The organism is Arthrobacter oryzae (genome assembly GCF_031454875.1).
GTDB classification, from domain to species: domain Bacteria; phylum Actinomycetota; class Actinomycetes; order Actinomycetales; family Micrococcaceae; genus Arthrobacter; species Arthrobacter oryzae_D.
In genome coordinates this window covers 154,185-174,871 of record NZ_JAVDRQ010000012.1, presented here as the reverse complement: position 1 = coordinate 174,871, position 20,687 = coordinate 154,185, and the positions used below count along the sequence as shown (strand labels likewise).

General features: G+C 65.3%; 14 protein-coding genes. 6 read left to right on the top strand and 8 right to left on the bottom strand.

Going from position 1 to position 20,687, the window contains the following annotated elements:
* On the bottom strand, positions 1 to 4,520 hold a 4,520-nt coding region (locus J2805_RS20010; protein ID WP_309979374.1), incomplete at its 3' end, for a peroxidase family protein.
* A 157-nt stretch (positions 4,521 to 4,677) separates the two neighbouring features.
* On the opposite strand from J2805_RS20010, the gene J2805_RS20005 reads away from it, so the two are divergent.
* The 3 genes from J2805_RS20005 to J2805_RS19995 are packed head-to-tail and all read left to right on the top strand — an operon-like array spanning position 4,678 to position 6,950.
* Entirely contained in the window at positions 4,678 to 6,174 is a 1,497-nt protein-coding gene (locus tag J2805_RS20005) for an SDR family oxidoreductase (RefSeq protein WP_309979372.1), read from the top strand.
* A gap of 52 nt (positions 6,175 to 6,226) precedes the next feature.
* Positions 6,227 to 6,724, top strand: coding sequence for a DUF2505 domain-containing protein (locus J2805_RS20000; protein ID WP_309979370.1), 498 nt, complete (start codon positions 6,227 to 6,229; stop codon positions 6,722 to 6,724).
* A gap of 4 nt (positions 6,725 to 6,728) precedes the next feature.
* Entirely contained in the window at positions 6,729 to 6,950 is a 222-nt protein-coding gene (locus tag J2805_RS19995) for an SCO4848 family membrane protein (RefSeq protein WP_309979369.1), read from the top strand.
* A gap of 380 nt (positions 6,951 to 7,330) precedes the next feature.
* Here J2805_RS19995 and J2805_RS19990 read toward each other — a convergent pair whose 3' ends face one another.
* Positions 7,331 to 7,468, bottom strand: coding sequence for a hypothetical protein (locus J2805_RS19990; RefSeq protein WP_309979366.1), 138 nt, complete (start codon positions 7,466 to 7,468; stop codon positions 7,331 to 7,333).
* 197 nt (positions 7,469 to 7,665) lie between these two features.
* Between J2805_RS19990 and J2805_RS19985 the strand changes: the two genes are divergently transcribed.
* Positions 7,666 to 7,890 (top strand): helix-turn-helix domain-containing protein, encoded by a 225-nt coding sequence (locus J2805_RS19985; RefSeq protein ID WP_309979365.1) that lies wholly within the window; start codon positions 7,666 to 7,668, stop codon positions 7,888 to 7,890.
* 13 nt (positions 7,891 to 7,903) lie between these two features.
* On the opposite strand, the gene sufU is transcribed toward J2805_RS19985, so the two are convergent.
* The 3 genes from sufU to J2805_RS19970 form a co-directional block, all read right to left on the bottom strand.
* Positions 7,904 to 8,371, bottom strand: coding sequence for a Fe-S cluster assembly sulfur transfer protein SufU (gene sufU, locus J2805_RS19980; RefSeq protein WP_309979404.1), 468 nt, complete (start codon positions 8,369 to 8,371; stop codon positions 7,904 to 7,906).
* A 14-nt stretch (positions 8,372 to 8,385) separates the two neighbouring features.
* Complete coding sequence (locus J2805_RS19975) at positions 8,386 to 9,717, bottom strand: SufS family cysteine desulfurase (RefSeq protein WP_309979362.1); 1,332 nt, start codon at positions 9,715 to 9,717, stop codon at positions 8,386 to 8,388.
* A gap of 125 nt (positions 9,718 to 9,842) precedes the next feature.
* Positions 9,843 to 12,482, bottom strand: a complete 2,640-nt coding sequence (locus tag J2805_RS19970) for a helix-turn-helix transcriptional regulator (protein WP_309979360.1) — start codon at positions 12,480 to 12,482, stop codon at positions 9,843 to 9,845.
* Positions 12,483 to 12,887: 405 nt separating this feature from the next.
* Here J2805_RS19970 and J2805_RS19965 point away from each other — a divergent pair, with 405 nt between their 5' ends.
* Positions 12,888 to 13,937, top strand: a complete 1,050-nt coding sequence (locus tag J2805_RS19965) for a hypothetical protein (protein WP_309979359.1) — start codon at positions 12,888 to 12,890, stop codon at positions 13,935 to 13,937.
* 121 nt (positions 13,938 to 14,058) lie between these two features.
* Here J2805_RS19965 and J2805_RS19960 read toward each other — a convergent pair whose 3' ends face one another.
* The 3 genes from J2805_RS19960 to J2805_RS19950 form a co-directional block, all read right to left on the bottom strand.
* A complete protein-coding gene (locus tag J2805_RS19960) occupies positions 14,059 to 15,504 on the bottom strand; it encodes a glycosyltransferase family 2 protein (protein WP_309979357.1) in 1,446 nt (481 codons plus the stop codon).
* Entirely contained in the window at positions 15,501 to 17,399 is a 1,899-nt protein-coding gene (locus J2805_RS19955) for a polysaccharide deacetylase family protein (protein ID WP_309979356.1), read from the bottom strand. Before J2805_RS19955 ends, J2805_RS19960 begins: the two co-directional genes overlap by 4 nt.
* A gap of 63 nt (positions 17,400 to 17,462) precedes the next feature.
* Positions 17,463 to 18,707, bottom strand: coding sequence for a polysaccharide deacetylase family protein (locus J2805_RS19950; RefSeq protein ID WP_309979354.1), 1,245 nt, complete (start codon positions 18,705 to 18,707; stop codon positions 17,463 to 17,465).
* A 795-nt stretch (positions 18,708 to 19,502) separates the two neighbouring features.
* Between J2805_RS19950 and J2805_RS19945 the strand changes: the two genes are divergently transcribed.
* The gene (locus J2805_RS19945; protein WP_309979352.1) at positions 19,503 to 20,681 is read left to right on the top strand and encodes a chitinase; all 1,179 of its coding nucleotides are present in this window, start codon (positions 19,503 to 19,505) and stop codon (positions 20,679 to 20,681) included.
* The last annotated feature ends 6 nt before the right edge of the window (positions 20,682 to 20,687 follow it).

The window sequence follows — 20,687 nt, the reverse complement described above, 5'->3', positions numbered from 1 at the left end:
TGGCTGGTGGGGACATCCGTGAACGGCGAGACCGCAGGTGCCGTGTAATCGGTGGTGCCGCTCATCCGGTAAAGGAAGGCTGCCATCTGGTCCCGATTGACGTTCTCCGCCGGACGGAAGGTTGCGGTGTTGTTGGCACCGGGCCAGCCGTTGGAGATGCCTTGGTCAGCCAGCCACGCGATTTCCCGGTAGAAGGTGTGGTCCGTGGGCACATCCGTGAACGGGGAGACTGCCGGGGGAACGTAAGCCGGTACCCTTGGCGTCACCTCGTTGGACGGGGCGGACCAGGGGCTCTCCCCGGCCGCGTTGACCGCCCGCACCTGGAAGTTGTATGCCGTGCCGTTTGTCAGGCCGGTGACCTGGTGGCTGGTGGCATTTCCGGGAACGTCGTCGATGGTCCGGACCACGGTGGTGCCGGTCCGGACTTCCACGCTGAACGATTCAGCCGGGGACCCGCCTGACGGTGCGGTGAAGGCCACAGTTGCTGACGCGTCTCCCGCCACGGCCGTTCCGATTACCGGAGCCGCCGGAGCCTGGACCACGGGTGCTGTGAGATTCACCGTCTGGTCGGTAAACCGCAGGCGTTCAACGTTCGTGATCCTGTCCGTGCCGTCGTCGCCGGTGCCGCCCGTGTGGGCCACGGTGGTCACGCCGTCGACGGTGCTGATGTCGTATTCGTCCATTGCCCCGGAGAACACGGCGGTGTCGATGTCACCGGCTCCCGGCGTGGAGAGGATCTCCCGGACGATTTCGACGTTGCCCGGATCGATGTTCCCGGCCATGATGTCCGCCTGGAGCTCCGAAAGGGTGGTCACCGTCCTCGTCTCGGCGCCTTGGGCGTCGCGTACGCTGAGCCGGACGTTGAGCCACTTGTCGCCGTCGATGATGTCATCGGCGCCGTTGCCCCAGATCTCGTCGCTGCCCGAACCGCCGATGATGATGTTGCCGGCGCCGAAGGTGGTGGCGCCTGCGGGCAGCAGGGCAGCCAGGCCGTTGATGCGGGCGATGCCGGCGGCATCGAGCTCGTTGGTCAGGCCCTCAACGTTGACCTCGGTGTTCGGCTCTGACGGCACTTCGTCGTCGCCCCGGAGGACGTCGTCCTTGTCCCAGCCGGAGAGTGCTTCGACGAGGAGGAAGCGGTCCTTGAGTGCGTTCGGTCCGTCGACGATGATCTGCCGCATGTCCGAGTCGGCCTTTTCGACGGAGCGGGCGTGCGTGACCCAGTCGAAGCCGAATACACCGTGGTTGCGCTCGATGCCGGGGCCGGCGACCATGACGTCGTCACCGCCTTCAGCGTCGTAGTCGTCTTCGCCGGAATCACCGATCAGGACGTCATGGCCCGGTGCGTTGATGTCGTCGAAGAAGGGTGCGCCGCTGTCGCCCTGGAGGAGGTCGTTGGCATTTCCGCCTTCCTGCCAGTCGTCACCGCCGCCGCCGAACACTGCGTCGGGGCCGTCACCGGAAAGGACCAGGTCATTGCCTTCGCCGGCAAATGTTTCGTTGCCGTTGAGGCCGCCGTTGGAGAAGTCATCGCCTTCACCGGACATGATGATGTCCAGTCCGGGTCCGGAGTCGATGGCATCATTTCCGTTGCCGCCCTTGAGGACGTCGTCCCCGTGCGAGTCGGTGATCCGGTCGTTGCCGTCACCGCCCAGGACGCTGTCCGCACCGTCGTTGCCTTCGATGATGTCGTTGCCGTCGTTGCCCCAGAAGGTGTCGTTGTCGATGCCGCCCCAGATCCGGTCTCCCAGGGCTGTCCCGTTGAACGTGGACTGGGCGTTGAGCCCGGCCCGGTCCACCGTATTGCTGACGCGGTACCGGATAGTGCCGTCGGACATCCGCATCAGGAGCGCGGATTCGTCGCAGGCGGAGGCCAGGTCATCGGCCACGGAGTTGCCGGTGCTGGCGGTAATGCGGCTGAGTTCAAACTCGCAGTCAGCCACTCCGAAGACGTCGGCTTTGAGGGCAGAGGCATCGGTGTTGCGCATGATCAGCTCGGCCAGTGAGTTGCCTTCCAGCTGGGTCCGCAGGTTCAGGCCCGAGGTGCGGGACAGGTAGTACATCCGGTCGCCGTCCTGCAGATCCGTCATCTGGCGTTCGAAGATGTAGTTGAACGTGGATCCCAGTAGGCCGCCGAACAGGTTCTGGTACTCGGCCAGGCCGCCTACCCAGAGGTCAACGCTGTCCAGGCCGGAGGGCTGTGCTGCCCAGGCCCCGGCGCTGTTGACGAAGTCGTAGGCGTCTGCGGGCGTGGCGGGATCCGCGATGTCCATGTCGAACAGCCGCTGGGCCGCAATGCGCTTGTCCGCGATGCTGGTGGCCGCCGTAATGGTTCCGTGGGTGCCGTAGGCAGCCATGAAGTTCACCACGGAGTCAGGGTGCTTCAGGTTCTGGCCGAAATCCACCCAGCTGGTGTACGGCTTGAGCGAGGACTCACCCGTTTGGCTGTACAGCTGGGAACGGAAATTGTTCAGTGACGGGACACCCGTTTCCCTGCCGCGGGCAATGTTGAGCGACGCGAGGTCCAGGGGCAGGCCCAGGACATTGTTGCGCAGGGTGTCGGTGACGAACTCGTCGAGTTCGGCGCCCACCTGGTCCGTCATGCCCATCGCGATCGCGCCCGCTGCCTGCTCCGGCGTCAGTGTGCCGCTGGGGCTGGAGTAGTACGCCGGCGGGTTAAGGAATGCATCGAGGAGGGGCATTCCGATGTCGGTGCCGTCGTTGGTCTTCCGGTCCACGGTCTCCGTCAGCATGGAGTGACCGAAGCGATAGGTGGCGTGGGCGAACTCGGCATGGATTGCCGGATCGATGCCGGTGTCCGACTGCGTGAAGACATTGAACGGGTTGATACCGGGCTGGATCTTGCGGGCGAAGTCCTCGAACACGATGTGCTGGTATTCCATCTCCGTCACATAGCGGGCAGCCTGGAACAGCCGTTCACCGTTCCATTCGCCGTTGGGGAGCTTCCACTCATTGAGGTCGAGGTTGAGCGACGTGACAAGCTCTTCCATGTAGCCCACCAGCCGGTTGTGCTCGGAATGGAACACCTGGTGGATGGCAGTCAGGCCGATGTTTTCGTTGACGCGGCCGTCGCCGGCGACAAAGTGCTTGTCCAGCATCTCGTCGTCGTACTGGCCGGCCGGCCGCGGCACGTTGACGTCGTTGACGTCGCCGTCGCCGTCCGGCTGCAGCGGGGCGCCGGTCTGCGAGTTGAACGGTGCCGCGGTGTGGGCGATGTCATCCAGGAACGCGATGCCGATGCGCTCCACGTTGGCGGGCGGCGCCACTGGGGCGGCGAGGTTTCCCTCCACACGGCCGGTTGCCGTCTCGTACTGTGGGAGACCGTTCGGCCCCCGCAGGAACCGTCCGTACTGGTCGGTGGCCAGCTTGGGGATGTCCGCCACGTCAACGTCGGACAGCTCGAGTCCGAGCATCGTCCGGGCCTGTTCCTTGATGTCCGCCCATGTGGCCATGCCGCCGGGAGCGCCTTCGATCAGCTCGCCCGTGGACACGGGGTCGCCGTTCGCGTTCAGCGTGTAGTCGCGCAGGAAGACCTGATGGGACGAATGCGAGGAGTAGGTCTGGCTCTGGTCCACCCATGGCGAGTCCGTGTTGGTGCCGTTTTGCACATCGTCGGCAGTGCCCAGGACGCCGTCGGGACCGGGCTGGTTTTCGGCCCGGTTGAGCAGCATGAAGTTGGTGCGGCCGCCGGGGACATACAGCGGATCGTCCGGCGACAGCGGCATCATGACGTAGTTCTTGGTCTTCTTGGTGAAATCGATGCCGTGGTCGAAGAACTGGCCAAAGAGCGCAAACATGCCGTTGTACGGCGGGGACAGACCAAAATCGGTGGTGACGTTGGGAATGTCGAGGGTTTCGCCGGCCGGCACGCAGTTCTCCGGGACACCGTCGCTGACGCACGGAACAGCGGTGGGACTGTCGTTTACCGTGCGGTGGGCTTTGCCGGCAGCAGCCACCGCGGCAGGGTTCGTCACGGTCTGGTCAACAATCACATTGCTGACGAACCGCGGCCCGTTGTCGGTGACGTTGGTGTTGACGGACTCGTAGTTCTGTCCGCCTGACGAAGTGCGCCATTCCGGGTCCGAGAGGCGCGGAAATTCCCGGCTGGCCGAGCCGTAGTGCTCCTGGCCGGCCACGAGGTTGTTGTCCGTTCCGTCCACGGTCCGCAGGCCATACGGCAGCAGGGGGCTGGCAATCTGGTTCGGCCCGTTGCCCAGCAGCGCCTGGCCGGGAACGTCGTTCCCCTGCGCGTCTTCCTTCGTTGCGTGGTTTTCAGCGATCTTGATCTGCTTGAGAATGAACCGCATATCACCGGCGTTGAGCGTGAACCCCTGGCCTGTCGGAGCCGCGGAAACCGCCGGCGCCAGCACGGACGGGACAACCCCGGCCCCAATCAGCAGGGCCAGCGCGCCGGCTGTGACTTTGCGGGTCACACCGGCCGCTGAGCCCTGTGGATGGGCCATGCCGTCCCCCTTTCGGGTCTTGCGATGTTTAGCCATGATCTTTTCCTCCATCGAGTTCATACCGGCTCCCCCCTCAACGTGGTTGCTCGGTTCACTGGATGGCCCCAGCTTTGATCAGTGGCCTTTGGAAAAACTTGGATTGCTAAGCTGGCTTTGCATTGACGCTGTCCAGCAACGTTCCGAGGAGATCCACATGAACGGCACCCCCAAGACCGTGCTTGTCACCGGCGCCACCGGCTATATCGGCGGCCGGCTGGTCCCCCGGCTCCTTGAGGCCGGGCATACCGTGAAAGTGGTTGTCCGGACGCCGGCCAAAATCGCCGGCGTGCCGTGGCTGGAACAGGTCGAGGTGGTCAGCGGCAGCCTGGACGACGGCGACGTGCTCCGGGCAGCGCTGGACGGCGTCGACGTGCTCTACTATCTGGTCCACTCGATGGCGGCGGGCGCCGGATTCGAGGCCAAGGAGAAGGCGATGGCGGAGACCGCGGCCAAGGCCGCAGCCGACGCCGGCGTGGCGAGAATCGTCTATCTCGGCGGCCTGCACCCGGAAGGCGCGGAACTCTCGACCCATATGCGGTCCCGCGAAGCCGTCGGCAAGGTCTTCCTCACGGGTCCGGTGGACGCGGTGGTATTCCAGGCCGGCGTCGTGATCGGATCCGGGTCGGCGTCCTTTGAGATGATCCGGCACCTCTCGGAGACCCTCCCCCTCATGCCGGCGCCGAGCTGGGTGCGGAACCGGATCGAGGCCATCGCGGTCCGCGACGTGCTGCACTACCTAGTCGCCGCCGCATCCCTGGAAGGGCCCATCAACCGCACTTTCGACATCGGCTGCCGGCAGGTGCTCTCCTACGCGGGAATGATGCAGGAGTACGCTGCCGAGGCGGGACTGCCGCACCGCGTGGTCCTGGCGCTGCCCGTTCCCGCGCCCAAACTCGCTGGCTTGTGGGTAGCCCTGACCACCCCGATCCCGCTGTCCATGTCCCTGCCGCTGGTCCAGTCGCTGCAACACGACGCCGTGTCCAGGGAGCACGACATCGACCAGTACATCCCGGTCCCTGAAGGCGGCCTGACTCCGTACAGGCGCGCCGTGGCCCTTGCCCTGGGCAAGGAACGCGACGCCCAGGTGGAAACCACCTGGGCCAGCGCCGGTGTGGACGCGGACCCGCTGCCGAGCGACCCCGACTGGTCCGGACACCGTGTGTATGTCGATGAGCGGAGCTATTCCAGCCCGGTGGACCCCAAGTACGTGTGGACCATCATCGAGGGCATCGGCGGCCGGAACGGCTGGTACTCGCTGCCGCTGGCGTGGCGGGTCCGAGGCTGGCTGGACAAACTGACCGGAGGAGCCGGGCTGCTCCGCGGCCGCAGGCACCCGCACCTGCTTGCCGAGGGCGAGGTGGTGGACTGGTGGCGTGCCGAGCGGATCGACCGCGGCCGCCTGCTGAGGCTGCGGGCCGAGATGCGCGCCCCGGGCCGTGCCTGGCTGGAGCTGTCGGTGGAGCCTGACGGCGCCGGCAGCCGGTACAGGCAGCGCGCCATCTTCTTCCCGAAAGGCCTCAGCGGCCGGCTGTACTGGCTTGCCGTGCTCCCGTTCCACAGCGTCATCTTTCCCGCGATGTCGCACAACATCACCGCCGCAGCGCAAAAGCTGGAGGCCGCCGAATCGGAGTCAGCGGGGCTCACACCGTAGGATGTGTGAGGCAAAAAACCATGGCCCATACCCCCAACCCAATGGAGGAACAATGGCACTGAGTGCTTCCACCACCCTGCCGCACAGCGTCGATCGCGTAGCGGCGGTGTTCGCCAATGAAGATTTCCAACGCCACACCAGTGAACTGGTCGGCGGAACCCTTGAATCGTTCAAGGTCGACGGCGACGTTGCCGGCGTTTTCAGCACCACGTCGGTGCGCACCCTGCCCACCACCCGGCTGCCGGAGATTGCCCGCAAGTTCGTCGGCGACAGCCTCACCGTAACCCAGCTTGAGACGTGGGAAGCGCCCGCTGCGGACGGCTCGCGGCAGAGCAGCATCAGCCTGAAGATTGCCGGCGCCCCGCTGGACGTGAGCGCTGTGCAGCGGCTTATCGCCGACGGCGGCAGCACCCGCGTTGAGCTTGAAGGCAGCGTGACGTCCTCCGTGCCGTTCCTTGGCGGCAAGATCGCCGATGCTGCCGAGCCCATGGTGGGCAAGGCACTGAACATCCAGTCGCAGCAGGCGCAGGCCTGGCTGGAAAGCCACTAGTCCCGTGCAGCTCCCGGTAGCACTTGCCTGGGTCCTGATCATTGCCGGCGTCTGGTCGCTGGTGGTCTGGCCCCAGTTCCTGCGCCGCGTCATGAAGGATCCGCGGGCCCGTGACGCGGCAGGCAAGGCCACGAAGTTCCTGACGGTGCACGTGGTCCTGGTGTCCGTCTCCATGGTGCTGGGTGCCGCCACGGCTGCGATCGGCATCGCCGGCCTGGTCGCGTAGCTGCCTGCCCGGCTGGCCGATATCGGCCAGCCGGGACGGCCAGCCCGCCTGGCCTCCGGGCACTCGAGTACTCGGCATCCAAAATGGAGTATGCCGGGGCTTAATTGAGGTGGGCGCCACGCTGTTATCTGATCGTGATAAGCAATAGATTCTTGCTATGGATGCGAACGATATGGAACGGGTTTGGCACGGCAGCCACCGTAAAAACGACCATAAAAACTGGTCGTTATATTTCGCCCTAACCCTATTGGGGCTTATCGCGTGGGTAATTCTTGCATTTCCCCACTAATCTTTTATTTCACTACACAATCAAAGCTCCGGCTGGTCCCCACCTGCCGGAGTTTTTGTTTGTACTGCTGCTGATACCCGGTCCTGCGGAGCTACCGGACAAAATCCGAGAAGCCGGCAATGAGGGTGAGCACTGTGAGTACCACCAGCGCCAAAACGCACACAATTTCCGCCCTGCGAATCCTGTGCTGCGTTTGACGCCATTCACTGTCGTCCTGGATATCGGCCATATTTAGAGGCTACTGGGACGCCCCGAACGCCACTAGAGTAGTCACTACTTGTCTTTTTCCCCATTGCAGTGCGCTCTTCACATCAAGCTCACCATGCCATAAAGTAGCAGTAAGATCGGCGATCGGCTCAGCGACGTTTGTCTCAGGATTCAAGTACGTCCTCAGGATTGAACTACGTCCCAGGAGAGCTGAGAACAGTGGCCGCTGAAGGTTTTTCCAATACCCGTTTCCTCACAGTTTCCGAGGTCGCAGAAGTCATGCGACTCTCGCGGATGACCGTGTACCGGCTCGTCAAGGCGCACGACCTGCCGGCGGTCCGGTTCGGCAGGTCCTACCGGGTCCCCGAGCATGCCATCGAGGACTACGTGCAGCACCACTCGACGCTGTCGGATGACGAGCAGCCGGACGCCGGCCGCACCTAACGGCCGGCCGCGCCTAGCGGCTGGTGGATACGGCCTGCCGCAGGGCATCCTCGGCAGCCACCCACGCCAGCATGGCGCACTTGACCCGGGCCGGATACTTTGCGACGCCAGCCAGGGCCGCCGCATCGCCCAGGATTTCTTCGTCCGGCTCCATCCGGCCGCGTGATCGCATGAGCTCCCGGAAGTGGCCGATCATTTCTTCCAGCTCCGCCGGCGATGCGCCTTCGGACAGTTCGCTCAGTATGGAGGCCGAGGCCATTGAGATGGCGCAGCCTTCTCCGTGCCAGTGGACGCCTTTCACCGTCGGCTGCATACCGGCCGCCTCCAGCTCAAGGCGGAGCGTTATTTCATCACCGCAGACCGGATTGAGCTGATGGCATTGACCCACGCCCGCCTGGTCCGGCATGGCCGCGGCTTCGGCAGGTGTCAGGTCCGAACCGCTGCGGGCCTTTGCATGCTCCAGGATCAGTTGCTGGTACATCGCATCCAACGCGCTCACTTGGACACCCCCGCGCCTGTTACACCGAAGTACGGCCGCACCTGCGCCACAGCCTCGAGCAGAAGGTCCACTTCGTCGGTGGTGTTGTACAGGTAAGTGCTCGCCCGGGTGGTGGCAGTCAGGCCCAGCCGCCGGTGCAGCGGCTGCGCACAGTGATGCCCCACGCGCACGGCGATACCCATGCTGTCCAGGTACTGTCCGACGTCGTGGGCGTGCACACCCGCAACGTCAAAGGCTGCCAGGCCCAGCCGTTCAACGCCTGCCGCCGGCCCCACAACGCGGACGCCGTCGATGGCGCTCAGCCCGCGGACCAGCCGCTGGCCCAGGAAGGCTTCCCAGCCGGCGATGCGTTCCATGCCGGTTTCGCGCAGGTAGTTCGCAGCGGCCGCAAGCGCCACCGCCTGCGAGATGGGCTGCGTGCCTGCCTCAAACCGCTGCGGCGCGGGGAGGTACTCCGCTTTTTCCATGGTCACGGTGGTGATCATGGAGCCACCGGTGAGGAACGGAGGCATGGCGTTCAGGAGTTCCCGCCTGCCGTAGACGCCGCCGATACCCGTGGGAGCCAGCATCTTGTGGCCGGAGAAAACGGCGAAATCGACATCGAGGGCCTTGAAGTCCAGGGACAGGTGCGGTGCGGACTGGCAGGCGTCCAGTACCACCAGGGCGCCCACTTCCCGTGCCAGCCGCACGAGCTCGGACACCGGGTTGATGGTTCCAAGCACATTCGACGCGTGCGTGAAGGCAAGGATCCTGGTGCGCCCGGTGACAAGGCGGGACGCCTCATCAAGCCGCAACGCCCCGTCGTCGTCGATGGGGATGAACTTCAGTGTGGCGCCGGTGCGCCGGCAGAGCTCCTGCCACGGAATCAGGTTCGCGTGGTGTTCCATCTCCGTCACGACCACTTCGTCCCCCGGGCCGAGGGCGAACCGGTCGGCCTCACCCGCAACGGTTCCGACGCTGGCATTGGAGAAGGCGTAGGCAAGGAGGTTCAGCCCGGCGGTGGCATTGGCGGTCCAGACGAGTTCGTCCTCCGCAACGCCCACAAAGCCGGCCACGGTTGCGCGCGCGTCCTCGAACGCATCGGTGGCCTGGACGGCCAGATGGTGGGCGCCGCGGTGTACGGCCGCATTCCTCAGTTCGTAAAACTCCTGCTCGGCTTCGAGCACGCTCCTGGGGTTCTGCGACGTGGCGCCGGAATCCAGGTACACGAGGGGCCTGCCGTTGACTTCCTGATCAAGGACCGGGAAGTCGTTGCGGATACGCAGGACCTCGACTTCACTGAGCGCGACCTGGGTATCTGCGGTGGCGGGAGTGGATACCATGACCAAACTGGAGCTCCTTGATAGGCAAAACCTGCCCTCAGCTCAGTGCCGCGGCCAGGCACACCGCTTGGGTCCGCGGTGCTTCTCCTCAATTGTCCCACTATTGACCGGCGCGGGTTCCGCGTCCGGAATCACTGCCCTGCCCTGTCCAGGCTCTTCCACAGTTCGGCGAGTTCCTGGCGCCGGGAAACCCCAAGCTTGCCGTAGATCCTCTGCAGGTGGGCATTCACCGTGTTCACCGCAATCCCCAGTTCCGCCGCGACGAGTGCGCTTCCCATGCCGGAGACAACAAGCACGGCCACTTCACGCTCCCGCTGGGAAAGCTTGGCGGGATCGGCCACAGCCAGCGGGTTCTTCGCCGGCCCGCCCGATGTCCGGGCCGCGCTCCGTCCGGACGCCATTTCACCGGGAAGGGGCTCACGCGCCATTTCACCGGGAAGGGGCTCACGCGCCACAGGCCCGCTGTTTCCGTCACTCGACCATCGCCATTCGGGGGCCCCGTCGGCTGCCTGCTCCATGCCCGGGTTCTCAGGCCGTGCCGTCACTCCGAGGTTCAGAAGTTCAAGTGCCCGGCGGCCCCGGCTGCTGCCGCCGGGCGCACTGGCAGGCTTCCGGAGCGTCCTCGGGGGCGGACCTGCGGCCCCGGTAACGGCCGGGCGTGCCACGGACGCGTAGGTTTCCGCCAGCTTTGCCGCCACGTCCCCGTCGGCAGGCCGGTCGCTGATCAGCGCAGCCGCGTGGCCGGGCACCTGTGCCAGGTCCCAGGCCAGCCACTCGGCAGTGGCCTGCGCTCCGAGGGTGAGAGCCAGCAGGTCATCCGGGTCACCGGCTGCGCTTCCGCCCGTACCGGGCAGGCGGGCGGCCGGAAGGCCAGTGGCGGCGCGCCGGCAGAACATCATGGCCCGGAAAAGTTGGAGCGGCGCTCCCGGGTAGCCCATCCACCTGGTGCCGGCACGTTCATCCGCGGCCAGGGCGGCCGGAGACTGCCCAAGCCTCGCCAGGTTGGTTGCATGGATGGTGAGCACCGTGGAATGGAAATCGACGCTGCACCGCGGCAGGCGTTCCACGGCGTTGAGCGCCCGGGTGGAAAGTGCGATGGCGTCAGCGGACTTACCCCGCACGGACAGTCCCTGCGAGGCCAGCGCCAGAAGCAGGATGCCGGCGTGGGTTCCCGGCGCGTCGTCCGGATTAGCGGGTCCGGCTTCGCAGAACCCTTCGGGGCAGAGCCGCTGGAAGAGCTCTCCGCCCGGGCTGGGAAAGTTCCCTTCCCGTGACTCCAGAAACAGCTGCAGGACATCCAACTCGTCCTGGACGGCGTTCTGGTAAGTGTCGGCGGCCGTATCGCCAACCGATGCGGCGGCCGCCAGGCTCAGGCGCCGCCTCGCCCTGTCGAGCACCGAGTTAAGCGCATCGCGGCCGGGGTCCGTCGGTATCAAGGCCTGCAGAAGCAATGCCACCGCGCGGGCGAACTCAATACTGAGCACCGCCGGCGTCGTTTCCACCAGGCTCCCGAGCAACTCCGCGCTCCTGCCGTACTCGCGGGAATGGAACATCGCCCGCGCCGCCTCCGTCTGTGCCATCAGCTGGAGCTCGGGCGCCCTGACGGCTTCGGCAGCGCGCAGCGCCCGCCCGCTGTCATAAAGGTTGTTTGCAGTGGTGGCCACAGCCAGGAGATCCAGGTCAGGGACAGCCGTCCCGGCATCCAGGGCGCCCTCCACCCGACGCAGGAGATCCCACAGCGATTCTTCCCCCGAAGGGCCGGACCCGGCCAAAGCTTTGTCCTGCATCACCAGCGGCTTCACCTCCCCGGGAAAATGCCGGGCGGCGCTGGCCTCCACCTCGTGGTTCAGGGTGACGTCCGCCCCGCCGTCGCTCCTGATCTGAAGGCGGATCACATGGCGCTGTTCCAATGCAGCCAGCGCCTCAGGCGGCACCGCCCTGGCAAGGACGGACAGTGGAGCCGGATCAGCTGCTGCCAGGAATTCAACCACCTGGCGCTGGACCGGCGGAAGGGCCTCAATCCGCCGTCGGGCCAGGTCAAACTGCCGCGTTTCCCCGGGCAGCGGTGGACGGACCATGGCACAGCTGCCGTCATGTTCCACAATCCGGCCGCCCGCCAAAGCTTCTTCGACGAGCCAGCTGGCCGTTAACGCGTTGGCGCCGGAGGCGGCGTGGATGTCGCGCACCAGGCTGCGGCAGGGCCGGGCGGGCAAGCGGTGCTCAAGGAAGATCCGGAGCTGCTCCAGCGTCAGTTCCTCCAGCGTCACGACGGACAACTGCCGGGCCACCACCGATTCCATCAGTTCCATCGGCAGCTGCCGGTCGGAACGGTGGCTTGCCAGCATCTTGACGTCCGGTTCCGAGAGAAGCTGGTTCAGTACCCACAGCGACGCGCTGTCCAGGTGGTCCACATTGTCCAGCACCATCAGGATCCCGGTTGCTCCGGGGTCCTGGCTCCGCAGGGCATCACGGCAAGCCCTGACAATGGTCAGCGGCGACACCTTGAACCCGGCGGGCATGGCGGGCGCCAGCACACAGCCGATGCCGAACTTCATCCGGCGGCAGGACTCGGGAATGTTGTGGGCAATAACGGTCAGCTGCCCGGAAAGCGCCTCGGCCGCGGCCGTAAGGAGCCTGGTCCGGCCCGACCCGGCAGCCCCCGTCACGATTACGCCAGAGCTCCCCGAGCCGGAGAGTTCGTCGATTGCCGCCCGCAATTCGGCCACGCGAATGACTTGGGGGAAAGGTGAATTTGCTGCCCAAACGTCCATGGTTGCGTCGATTCCTTGCCGCGGAGCGTGAAGTTTCCGGACCGCCCCCAACCCCCTGCCGGCATTAGCAAGTCCTACGCTACCTAGCTACTGTTTCCCCTGGCGTGAGTAGTGACTACTCGAATATCCCGGACCGCCTCCCGCTGGCCCGTTCAGGCTACTCACAGGCGTCCGTGTAAAGTGGAGCGCGTATTAACGGTCTCCACGGGTCTCCTGACGGTCCCGCTGGCTGCTTCTGGGGAGTAAGCGGCGCAGCTGTTTTCCATAACAGCAACGAATTTTGGGCGCGGCCACGGCTGCGCCAATCTGGCGGTCATGACCCGTACTTGGCGTGCCCTCGAAGGGCACCTGCCAACCCTGTTAATGTCCCCAACAGATATGTATCCCATAAAAAAAATGAAACACATGACCACCCCAATCATGGCTGTGTTGATCCTCCTTGTCGGAGTATTGACCGCCGGCTGCGCCGCCCAACCGGCGCCCAGCCCGTCGGCCTCCAGCAGTCCTTCATCGGCCAGCGCAGAAGCGGCGCCGGCAACGCTGAAGGCATCACCCTCACCCAGTTCGGCCCCGGCTGCGGCCCCCGCGGAGGAACCTGCACCCGCTGCGGTCACCGCGCCGGAAGCAGCTCCTGCAGCTCCTGCCACCGTTGCCGTGGCAGCTGCTGCCCCTGCGGCGGCACCGGCTGCCGCCAAGTACCCGCTGCACACCAACGTCGTGAGCACCACTTTCTGGGTGGGCGAAATCTTTAACGCCAACCTCGCGGACGGTTCCCAGGTCTGTTCAACGTACAACGGACAGTGGGCTTTCCAGCACACCGGGATCAATGCCGGCACCACTCCCGATTCGGCTTCAGGCTGCCCCGGCAGCATTTACGGCGGCTGTGACGGCGTGAGCTCCGGTTCCGGCAGCTCGTTCACCTGCGCTACCGAAGCACGGGATGCCTCCAACGGGTACTTCCCCAAGAACCAGCCCACGCCGCTGGAAAACCCGTTCTACCTCGACCTGCCCTACGACGATGTCAATGACAGCGTCGCGTTCCAGCAGCGCTGCCAGGTCATCCCCTGGGCCGCTGCGGACAACGCCGCCACCGGCGTTGACCACTGTGCGGACGGCAGCTACTCATACATGAAGAACCGCTGGGTGCAGATGACCGGACCGAACGGCAACGTCTGCTACGGACAGATCGAAGATGCAGGTCCTTCGAGCGGTTCCGAATACCACGACGCGAACTATGTCTTCGGAGCAGCCGACGCCCGCCCGGCCAACACCGACTTCTCCGCCGACGGCACCCAAGGCGCGGGAATGGACGTCTCTCCCGCGCTGAACGGTTGCCTCGGCTTTGCCGAGCTGGACGGCAGCGGAGATCACGTCTCCTGGCGGTTTGTTGACCGCGCCGACGTCCCGGCCGGACCGTGGCTGAACGTCGAAACCACTTCCGGTGTGAACTGGTAACCCCGGCACCGCACTGAACGCAGAGGCGCCCCTTCCGCACAGGACCACAGGGTCCGGCGGTAGGGGCGCCTTTTTGGGATCCGACGACGGCGCCGGGTTTTACGGTGCCGGCTTTTCGGCCTTAGCGGGTGACTCCCGCACCCGCCGTCGCTTCTTCAAGTTCGAGCGCCTCACCCTGGACGCGCCGTACCGGGCTGACCCACACCCCCGATGACGCCGCCGAGAAAGCCCGGGGAAGCACCATCAGGCAAATGACCGAGTCGAGGATCCGCATAAACGGAAAGAACGGCGCCATCAGCAGGATGCCTGGCCGGCGCAGTGCCAGGGCCGCAATGATTGTCAGCACGAGGTCCGGGAGGAAGACACCCAGGAGGACGTCCTGGGGACGCATGAGTCCGGACAGATACAGGAAGGATTCGCCGTTCTCACCGAACGCCTGCACCTGCATCGCCGCCACGAGCGACAGCAGGAAGACCGGAATCAGCAGCACGAAGAACATGCAGCTAATGACGAGTTCGACGATGTAGAACACCAGCACGAACCAGAACTTTCCGGCCTGCAGCCGGTGCCGGCGCACCGTCTGCCAAAAGCCCAGGATCCACCGGCGGACCTGCCGGGTGTAGTCCTGCAGGTTGTCCGGATCCTGTGTATATGCCACGGCGGCTGACGGGTGGAAGGCGATCCGCCCCAGCTTCTTGGCGTGGATCTCAAACGTCATGTTGAAGTCCTCGATGACCAGGCCAGGTGCCAGCACCTTGATTTTCGCGAGTGCATTGGTCCGGTACATGCTGGCGAAGCCGGGCACGATCGAAACAACGTTTGCGCCCCTGGCCGCCTGGCCGTATTTGAGCAGCAGCTGCACCACAATGTAGAGCCGTTCCCGGTAGGCCACCAGGAACCGGCCGAGCACGGTAGGAGCCGGCGGCGTCATGATCGACTTCGCCCGGCCCGCGACGGCAACCACGGAGGGATCAAGGAAGAGCGGCAGGCCGGTTTCCAGATAGTCCGGGGTTGGCCGGGTATCCGCGTCAAGCATCATCACCACCTTAAATTTCCTGCACAGTTCGAAGTGGGCGATCCCGGCGGCGAGCGCGCCGGCTTTCCCCCTGTTCGGTTCGAGCTCCAGGACCTTGACGCCGGCCGCCCGGGCAATGGCGGCAGTGTCGTCCGTGGACATGTCCGAGATGACGTGGATGTTCCGGAGCGGCACCAGCAGCGCGGCGGCCCGGATGGTCTCGCTGATGACCAGGGCCTCGTTGTGGGCGGCTATCAGTACCGCAACATTCGCCGGCAAGATCTTGGGGTCCCTGGCCCGGTGGCGGCCGTGCTCCCGCTGGATCTGTCCCCGGTGTGCCCGCGGAGCCGGCAGTGTGTGGGCGCCGTGGACGCCGGAGCCAATCCGGTTGGCCAGCGGCCACCGCTGGAGGAGCCTAAGCGCGCGCCCGCTCAGCGGGGGTCCCAGCGCCACCCTGCGAATGTATTGCTCATTGGCCAGGCGCAACAGCCCAACAAACGACCAGAAGACCGTGCTGATTCCGAGGACAAGGACAACGTAGACGGCTATCACAGTGACGGCGCTCCAATCGAGTCGTACATGGCATAGTCATCCGTCGTCAGGGTGCCGTTCCTGAAGAGGCTCAGCCCGAAGCTGATCGCGGTTGCGCCGGCGGGTAACGCCGGGGTGGTGAAGCTCGCCTGCGTATAGGAGCCTGCGGCAGCAAACCACGGGCTGGACGTCCAGTAGACCCAGGTTCCGGCCGAGTTCCGGTAGTAGACGGCGAACTGGGTGACCGTCGTCGAGGTGTACCAGGCGCGAAGCGAATAGGTACGGCCGGCGACGGCGGCCGGTGCGCACGATCCGGAGTCCAGGGTCGGGAGGAGTTTGGCGTCGCCGTTCACGTAGTTGCTCACCACGAGGCGTTCGGCCTTGGTCCCGGTCCTGGCCGTGGCCACGGTGCTGAAGGACGCGGTATTCGAACCGTACCCGGCGGTTTGCCAGCACTGCGGCACCGACCCGGCGCCCGCCGTTTCAAGGCTGGCGTTTTGCACCAGGTTCGTACCCGACGGCGCCGGCGGCGGCGCGGTCGGCGTGGACGAGGCGACGTCGATCATTTCGTAGTCGTCGGTAATGAGCGTTCCGTTGCTGAAGAGGTTGAGCCCGAAGCTGATGCCGCTGGCTCCCGCGGGCAGGGCCGGCGTAGTCCAGCTTGCTTTCTGGAATGTCGTGGCAGGCCCGAACCATGGGCTGGAGGTCCAGTACACCCAGGATCCGACGCCGGTCCGGTAGTAGAGGGCGAACTGGGTGTTGGTGGTGGATTTGTACCATGCCCCGAGCCGGTACGAATGCCCGGCTGTGGCGGTCGGTGAGCATCCGCCGAGGTCAAGGGACGGCAGCCATTTGGCATCACCGTTGACGTAGCCGGTCACCACCAGGCGCTCCGCCCTGGATCCTGTTCGGCCTGGGCTGACTGTGGTGAAGGTCGGCGAATTTGTGCCGTAACCACCTGCCTGCCAGCACTGGGGCACTCCGTTCACCAGCGTTTCCAGGCTGGGATTCTTCACCAGGTTGCCGCTTGTGGGCTGCGGCGGTACGGCCGGCCCTGACACGACAGGTTTGACCGTTCCGCCGATGACCTGGTTTACGGTCTTTACCGTGGTGGTGGCAGGCCGGGCCTTCAGCCAGGCCACGAACTGCTGGAAGACCGTGGGCGTGACATTGAGCGGATCCGCGCTGGACGCCGCAATGTGGTGGAATGTCAGTTGGATCCACCCGCCCACGGACTCAGCCTGGGTGACGGAGCGCTGGAGGTCCGCCAGTGTCCATGTGCTGTCCACCTGGTCCGGGGCCGCCGTGTTGTAGGCGTTACCCGGCGGGATGGTCTCGGCCAACGGGCATCCGGCACAGCTGAACCGGGTCTGAATGTCGCCCAGGCCGCGCGCACTGTTGTATCCGCAATTCCTCGCAACGCCCTCGACGGCGGCATTCGACGACGCAAACGGATAGGCAAAGCTCGTGACGGCAAACCCCCAGTTGGTCAGGTTGACCCGGTCGTTGCACACCTGCCGCGTGGCTTCATCGGACGGCAGGGTGACCAGGTCCGGGTGGGTTACGGTGTGGCCGCCGATTTCATGGCCGCTCGCGGCCAGGCCCTGGAGGTTGGCCACGGTCAGGTAATTGGCGCTGTTGATGACGCCCGAGGTGATGTAAAACGTCCCGTCGACACCGTAGTTGTTCATGATCTGGGCAGCGGTCATCTGGTCGGCGTTTCCGTCGTCGAACGTCAACGACACCACGGTGGGCGCCGCCGCCTGGGCCGGGACCGCCAGCACGGTCAGGCCCGAGACGGCCAGGGCCACGATGCCCATCGCCGTCACGGCCGACCGCGCCCATATTCGCACCCTGCGCCGCACGGCATCCACGTCAGTCCGGCCTGCTATTCGCCCGGAAGTATTCAACCTCATGGGAATCGACTCGATTCTTCTTTTCGAGCCCGTGGAGCCTCTGCGCTGGCAACGGGCGGGGCCTTACGGGGCGACCGGCGCCCCCGTGTCTAACATCTCGTAGTCATCTGTTGCCAGCTCCCCGTCGCTGAACAGATTCAATCCAAAGCTGATGCCGACGGCGTCTGCCGGCACCGGTGGTGTATTCCACTCAGCCTGCCGGTAGGCAGAGCTGGCGGGAAACCATGGGCTGGCTGTCCAGTAAGTCCAGGTGCCAACCTTGTTGCGGTAATACAACTCGAACTGCGTGGATGCCGTGGACGTGTACCAGGCCCGCAGCGTATAGCTGTGGCCGGGAACGACGCTCGGCGCGCAGGCTCCCAGGTCCAGGACCGGCAACAGTTTCGCGTCACCGGATACATAGCCGGTAACATCCAGCCGGCGGGCGATGTCCCCGCTGCGTCCGGGGGTCATGGTGCTCAGGACGTGTGAATTCTCGCCGTAGGTGGCCACCTGCCAGCACTCCGGGAGTCCGTATTTCCCCGCTGTTTCCAGGCCGGGATTGCGCAGCGCGTTGACGCCCGGCGGTGCCGCCGGAGCAGCCGGGCCGGCAACGGGAGCCTTGGCCCCTCCCCCGATGACGTCGTGGACGGTGCGGATGGCCGTGGTGCCCTCATCGGTACGGGTGGCCAGCCACGCTACGAAGTCGCTGAACAGTGCCGGGCTGACGGACCGCGGACCGCCGCTGTCATCGATGTCGAAGAAGCTCAGCTGCAGCCAGCCGCCGCCCGTTTCAGCCTGCATAACTGCCTGCTGCAGGTCATTGATGGTCCATGCAGAGCCGATTTCAGGCGTCGACCTGGTACTGAACGGATCCGCCGGACGGACTGTTTCAGACACTGCGCAATCCGTGCACCCCAGCCGGCTGCGGATATCGCCCTGACTGCGCGCGCTGTTGTACCCGCAGTCGGCCACCATGGCCTCGGCCTCAGGCGACTTCGCTGCAAACGGGTAGGAGAACGATGTGACCTTGAAGCCCCAATCAGTCAGATTGGTCCGGTCATTGCAGACCTGCCGCTTGGCCTCATCGGGGTCCAGTGACGTGAGGTCCGCAAGGGTCACAGTGTGGCCGCCGATCTCGTTTCCGTCGGCGGCCAATGTATGGAGGTCCTCGACCGTCATGTAGTCCTTCGCCCCCATAAATCCTGAGTTGACGAAGAAGGTCCCCCGCAATCCGTGGGTTCGCAGGGTTTGGGCCGCGGCCAGCTGGCTTGCCCGGCCGCCGTCGAACGTCAGCGTCACGGTGGTCAGCGCCAGGCTGGTATCCACGGGTGCCGAAAAATTCTTCAGGGGCCCGGGTGCATTTCCGTCCGGCGCCGCGCCTTGGTTCGGCGCAAGGGCGGCCGACCCCGTCAGGAGGGCAAGAGCACCCAGCCATGAGACTGCCCAGAGCGTGGTCCGCTTTCGCTGCCTGGTCAATCCGGACCGGAGCGGATGGCCCTGGTCCTCCAATGGTTCCAGCCGTTGCCTCATGACAGATATCCCCTCTTACATCCGTATTGCCCGGCCGCAAGAGGATCCCCCCAGGCCGCAGTGATTCATGAATTGACACCTCGAAGGGGTCGGTGACGACTGGGGGGAAGCCTTGGTCTCAAAGGCTTGTTCGCCACCGACCCCCGTTCATGGGCCCCGGGCCTGTGCGCCAGGGCTGGCTGCCTCACGGCAGCGGTGTCGGCAGGATTGGGAGAGAAAGCAACAGCGGATTCCGCCGGCCGGGGCAATGCTGCCGCCATGACCGTCACGAACTGCCGTTGAGGGGCATGGTTGCGTGCTTTCGCCCGCAATACTGCGTCCATTCCCATTTTGAGACCCGATTCTCCCCCGGAACTCTGTATCTATCCGACATCCAAAGCCTATTAAGAGGAGCGATCGGCGGCACGAGTGGCGCCTACCCGTCTTTCGGTACACCAGGTGCCGGTCAGACCCGCTGCCACTCGTCCACTACCCGGATTGGTACTCGATGTACACCTGACGACACCCGTATTGGCTTGCGGCCAGACACCGCCACCAGGCAGGTCGTGGTGAAATGGTGTCTAAGTTCACTGGAGGGGGGCGTGGGACCTGATGACAGCATTGAACCGCGGCTCGGAGCCGGCTGCCGCGGCCGACGCGGAGACCGCGCCGGCACCGGTTCCCGGCGGATCCCGGCGCGGGGTGCGGCGGAGGAACCTGGGGCTGCGGCAGCCCTCGACGCCCCTTATGACGGCCGTTGCCGTGGCCACCATCCTGGCCTGCGTCATCTTTTTCTGGACATGGCGGTCCGGCCTTGCCACCGGGGCGGCACAGCCGACGTGGTTCGCCGGATACGTGGACGTTACGGTTTCGCCGGCATACGCCTTCGAAGAGTCCTCCGGGCCGGCCACCAGGGACGTGGTGCTGGCGTTTCTGGTTGCTTCCCCCGAGGACTCCTGCGTGCCCAGCTGGGGTGCAGCCTACGGCCTTGAAAAGGCTGGAACGGCCCTTGGCCTGGACAAACGGCTTTCCGTGCTTCGGTCGCAGGGTGGGGCAGCCTCGGTTTCCTTCGGGGGTTCCCGAAACCGTGAATTAGCCACCGCCTGCGAGGACGAGGGCAAGCTCCGCACTGCCTACCGGGACGTTGTTGAACGTTACGAGCCTTCATTCATGGACTTCGACCTGGAGGGCGCGGATCTCCTTGACCAGGCCGGCGGCGAGCGCCGGGCCAGGGCAGTGGCGGCCCTGCAAGGGGACCGCAATGCGTCGGGTCAGAAGCTCGCCGTCTGGTTGACCCTGCCGGCTTCTCCACGCGGCCTTACGGACGCGGGAATAGCCGCCGTGGAGCAGATGCTCCAGGCGGGCGTCCGGCTGTCCGGGGTCAACATCATGACCATGAACTACGGTGCCAGCCGCAGCAGCTCACAAGGGATGCTGGAGGCAGCCAAGGCAGCGGCCGACGCCACCCACGATCAGTTGGGTATCGTCTACCAGCGGGCGGGCATCAATCTTAGCCGCGAACAGATCTGGAAGAAGATCGGGCTGACGCCCATGATCGGGCGCAACGACCTGCCGGGCGAGATCTTCGAACTGGACGCAGCCCGGGGCCTGAAAGACTACGCGGTGGAACTGGGGGTCCAGCGCCTCTCAATGTGGTCGCTCAACCGCGACGCCCCCTGTCCGTCCAGTGAGCAGGGGCAGGACGCAACATTCACCTGCAGCGGTGTGGACCAGGGCACGGCGCGTTTCTCCGATCTTTTGGGATCCGGGCTCCCGGGCAGGATGGGCTGAGCGCTC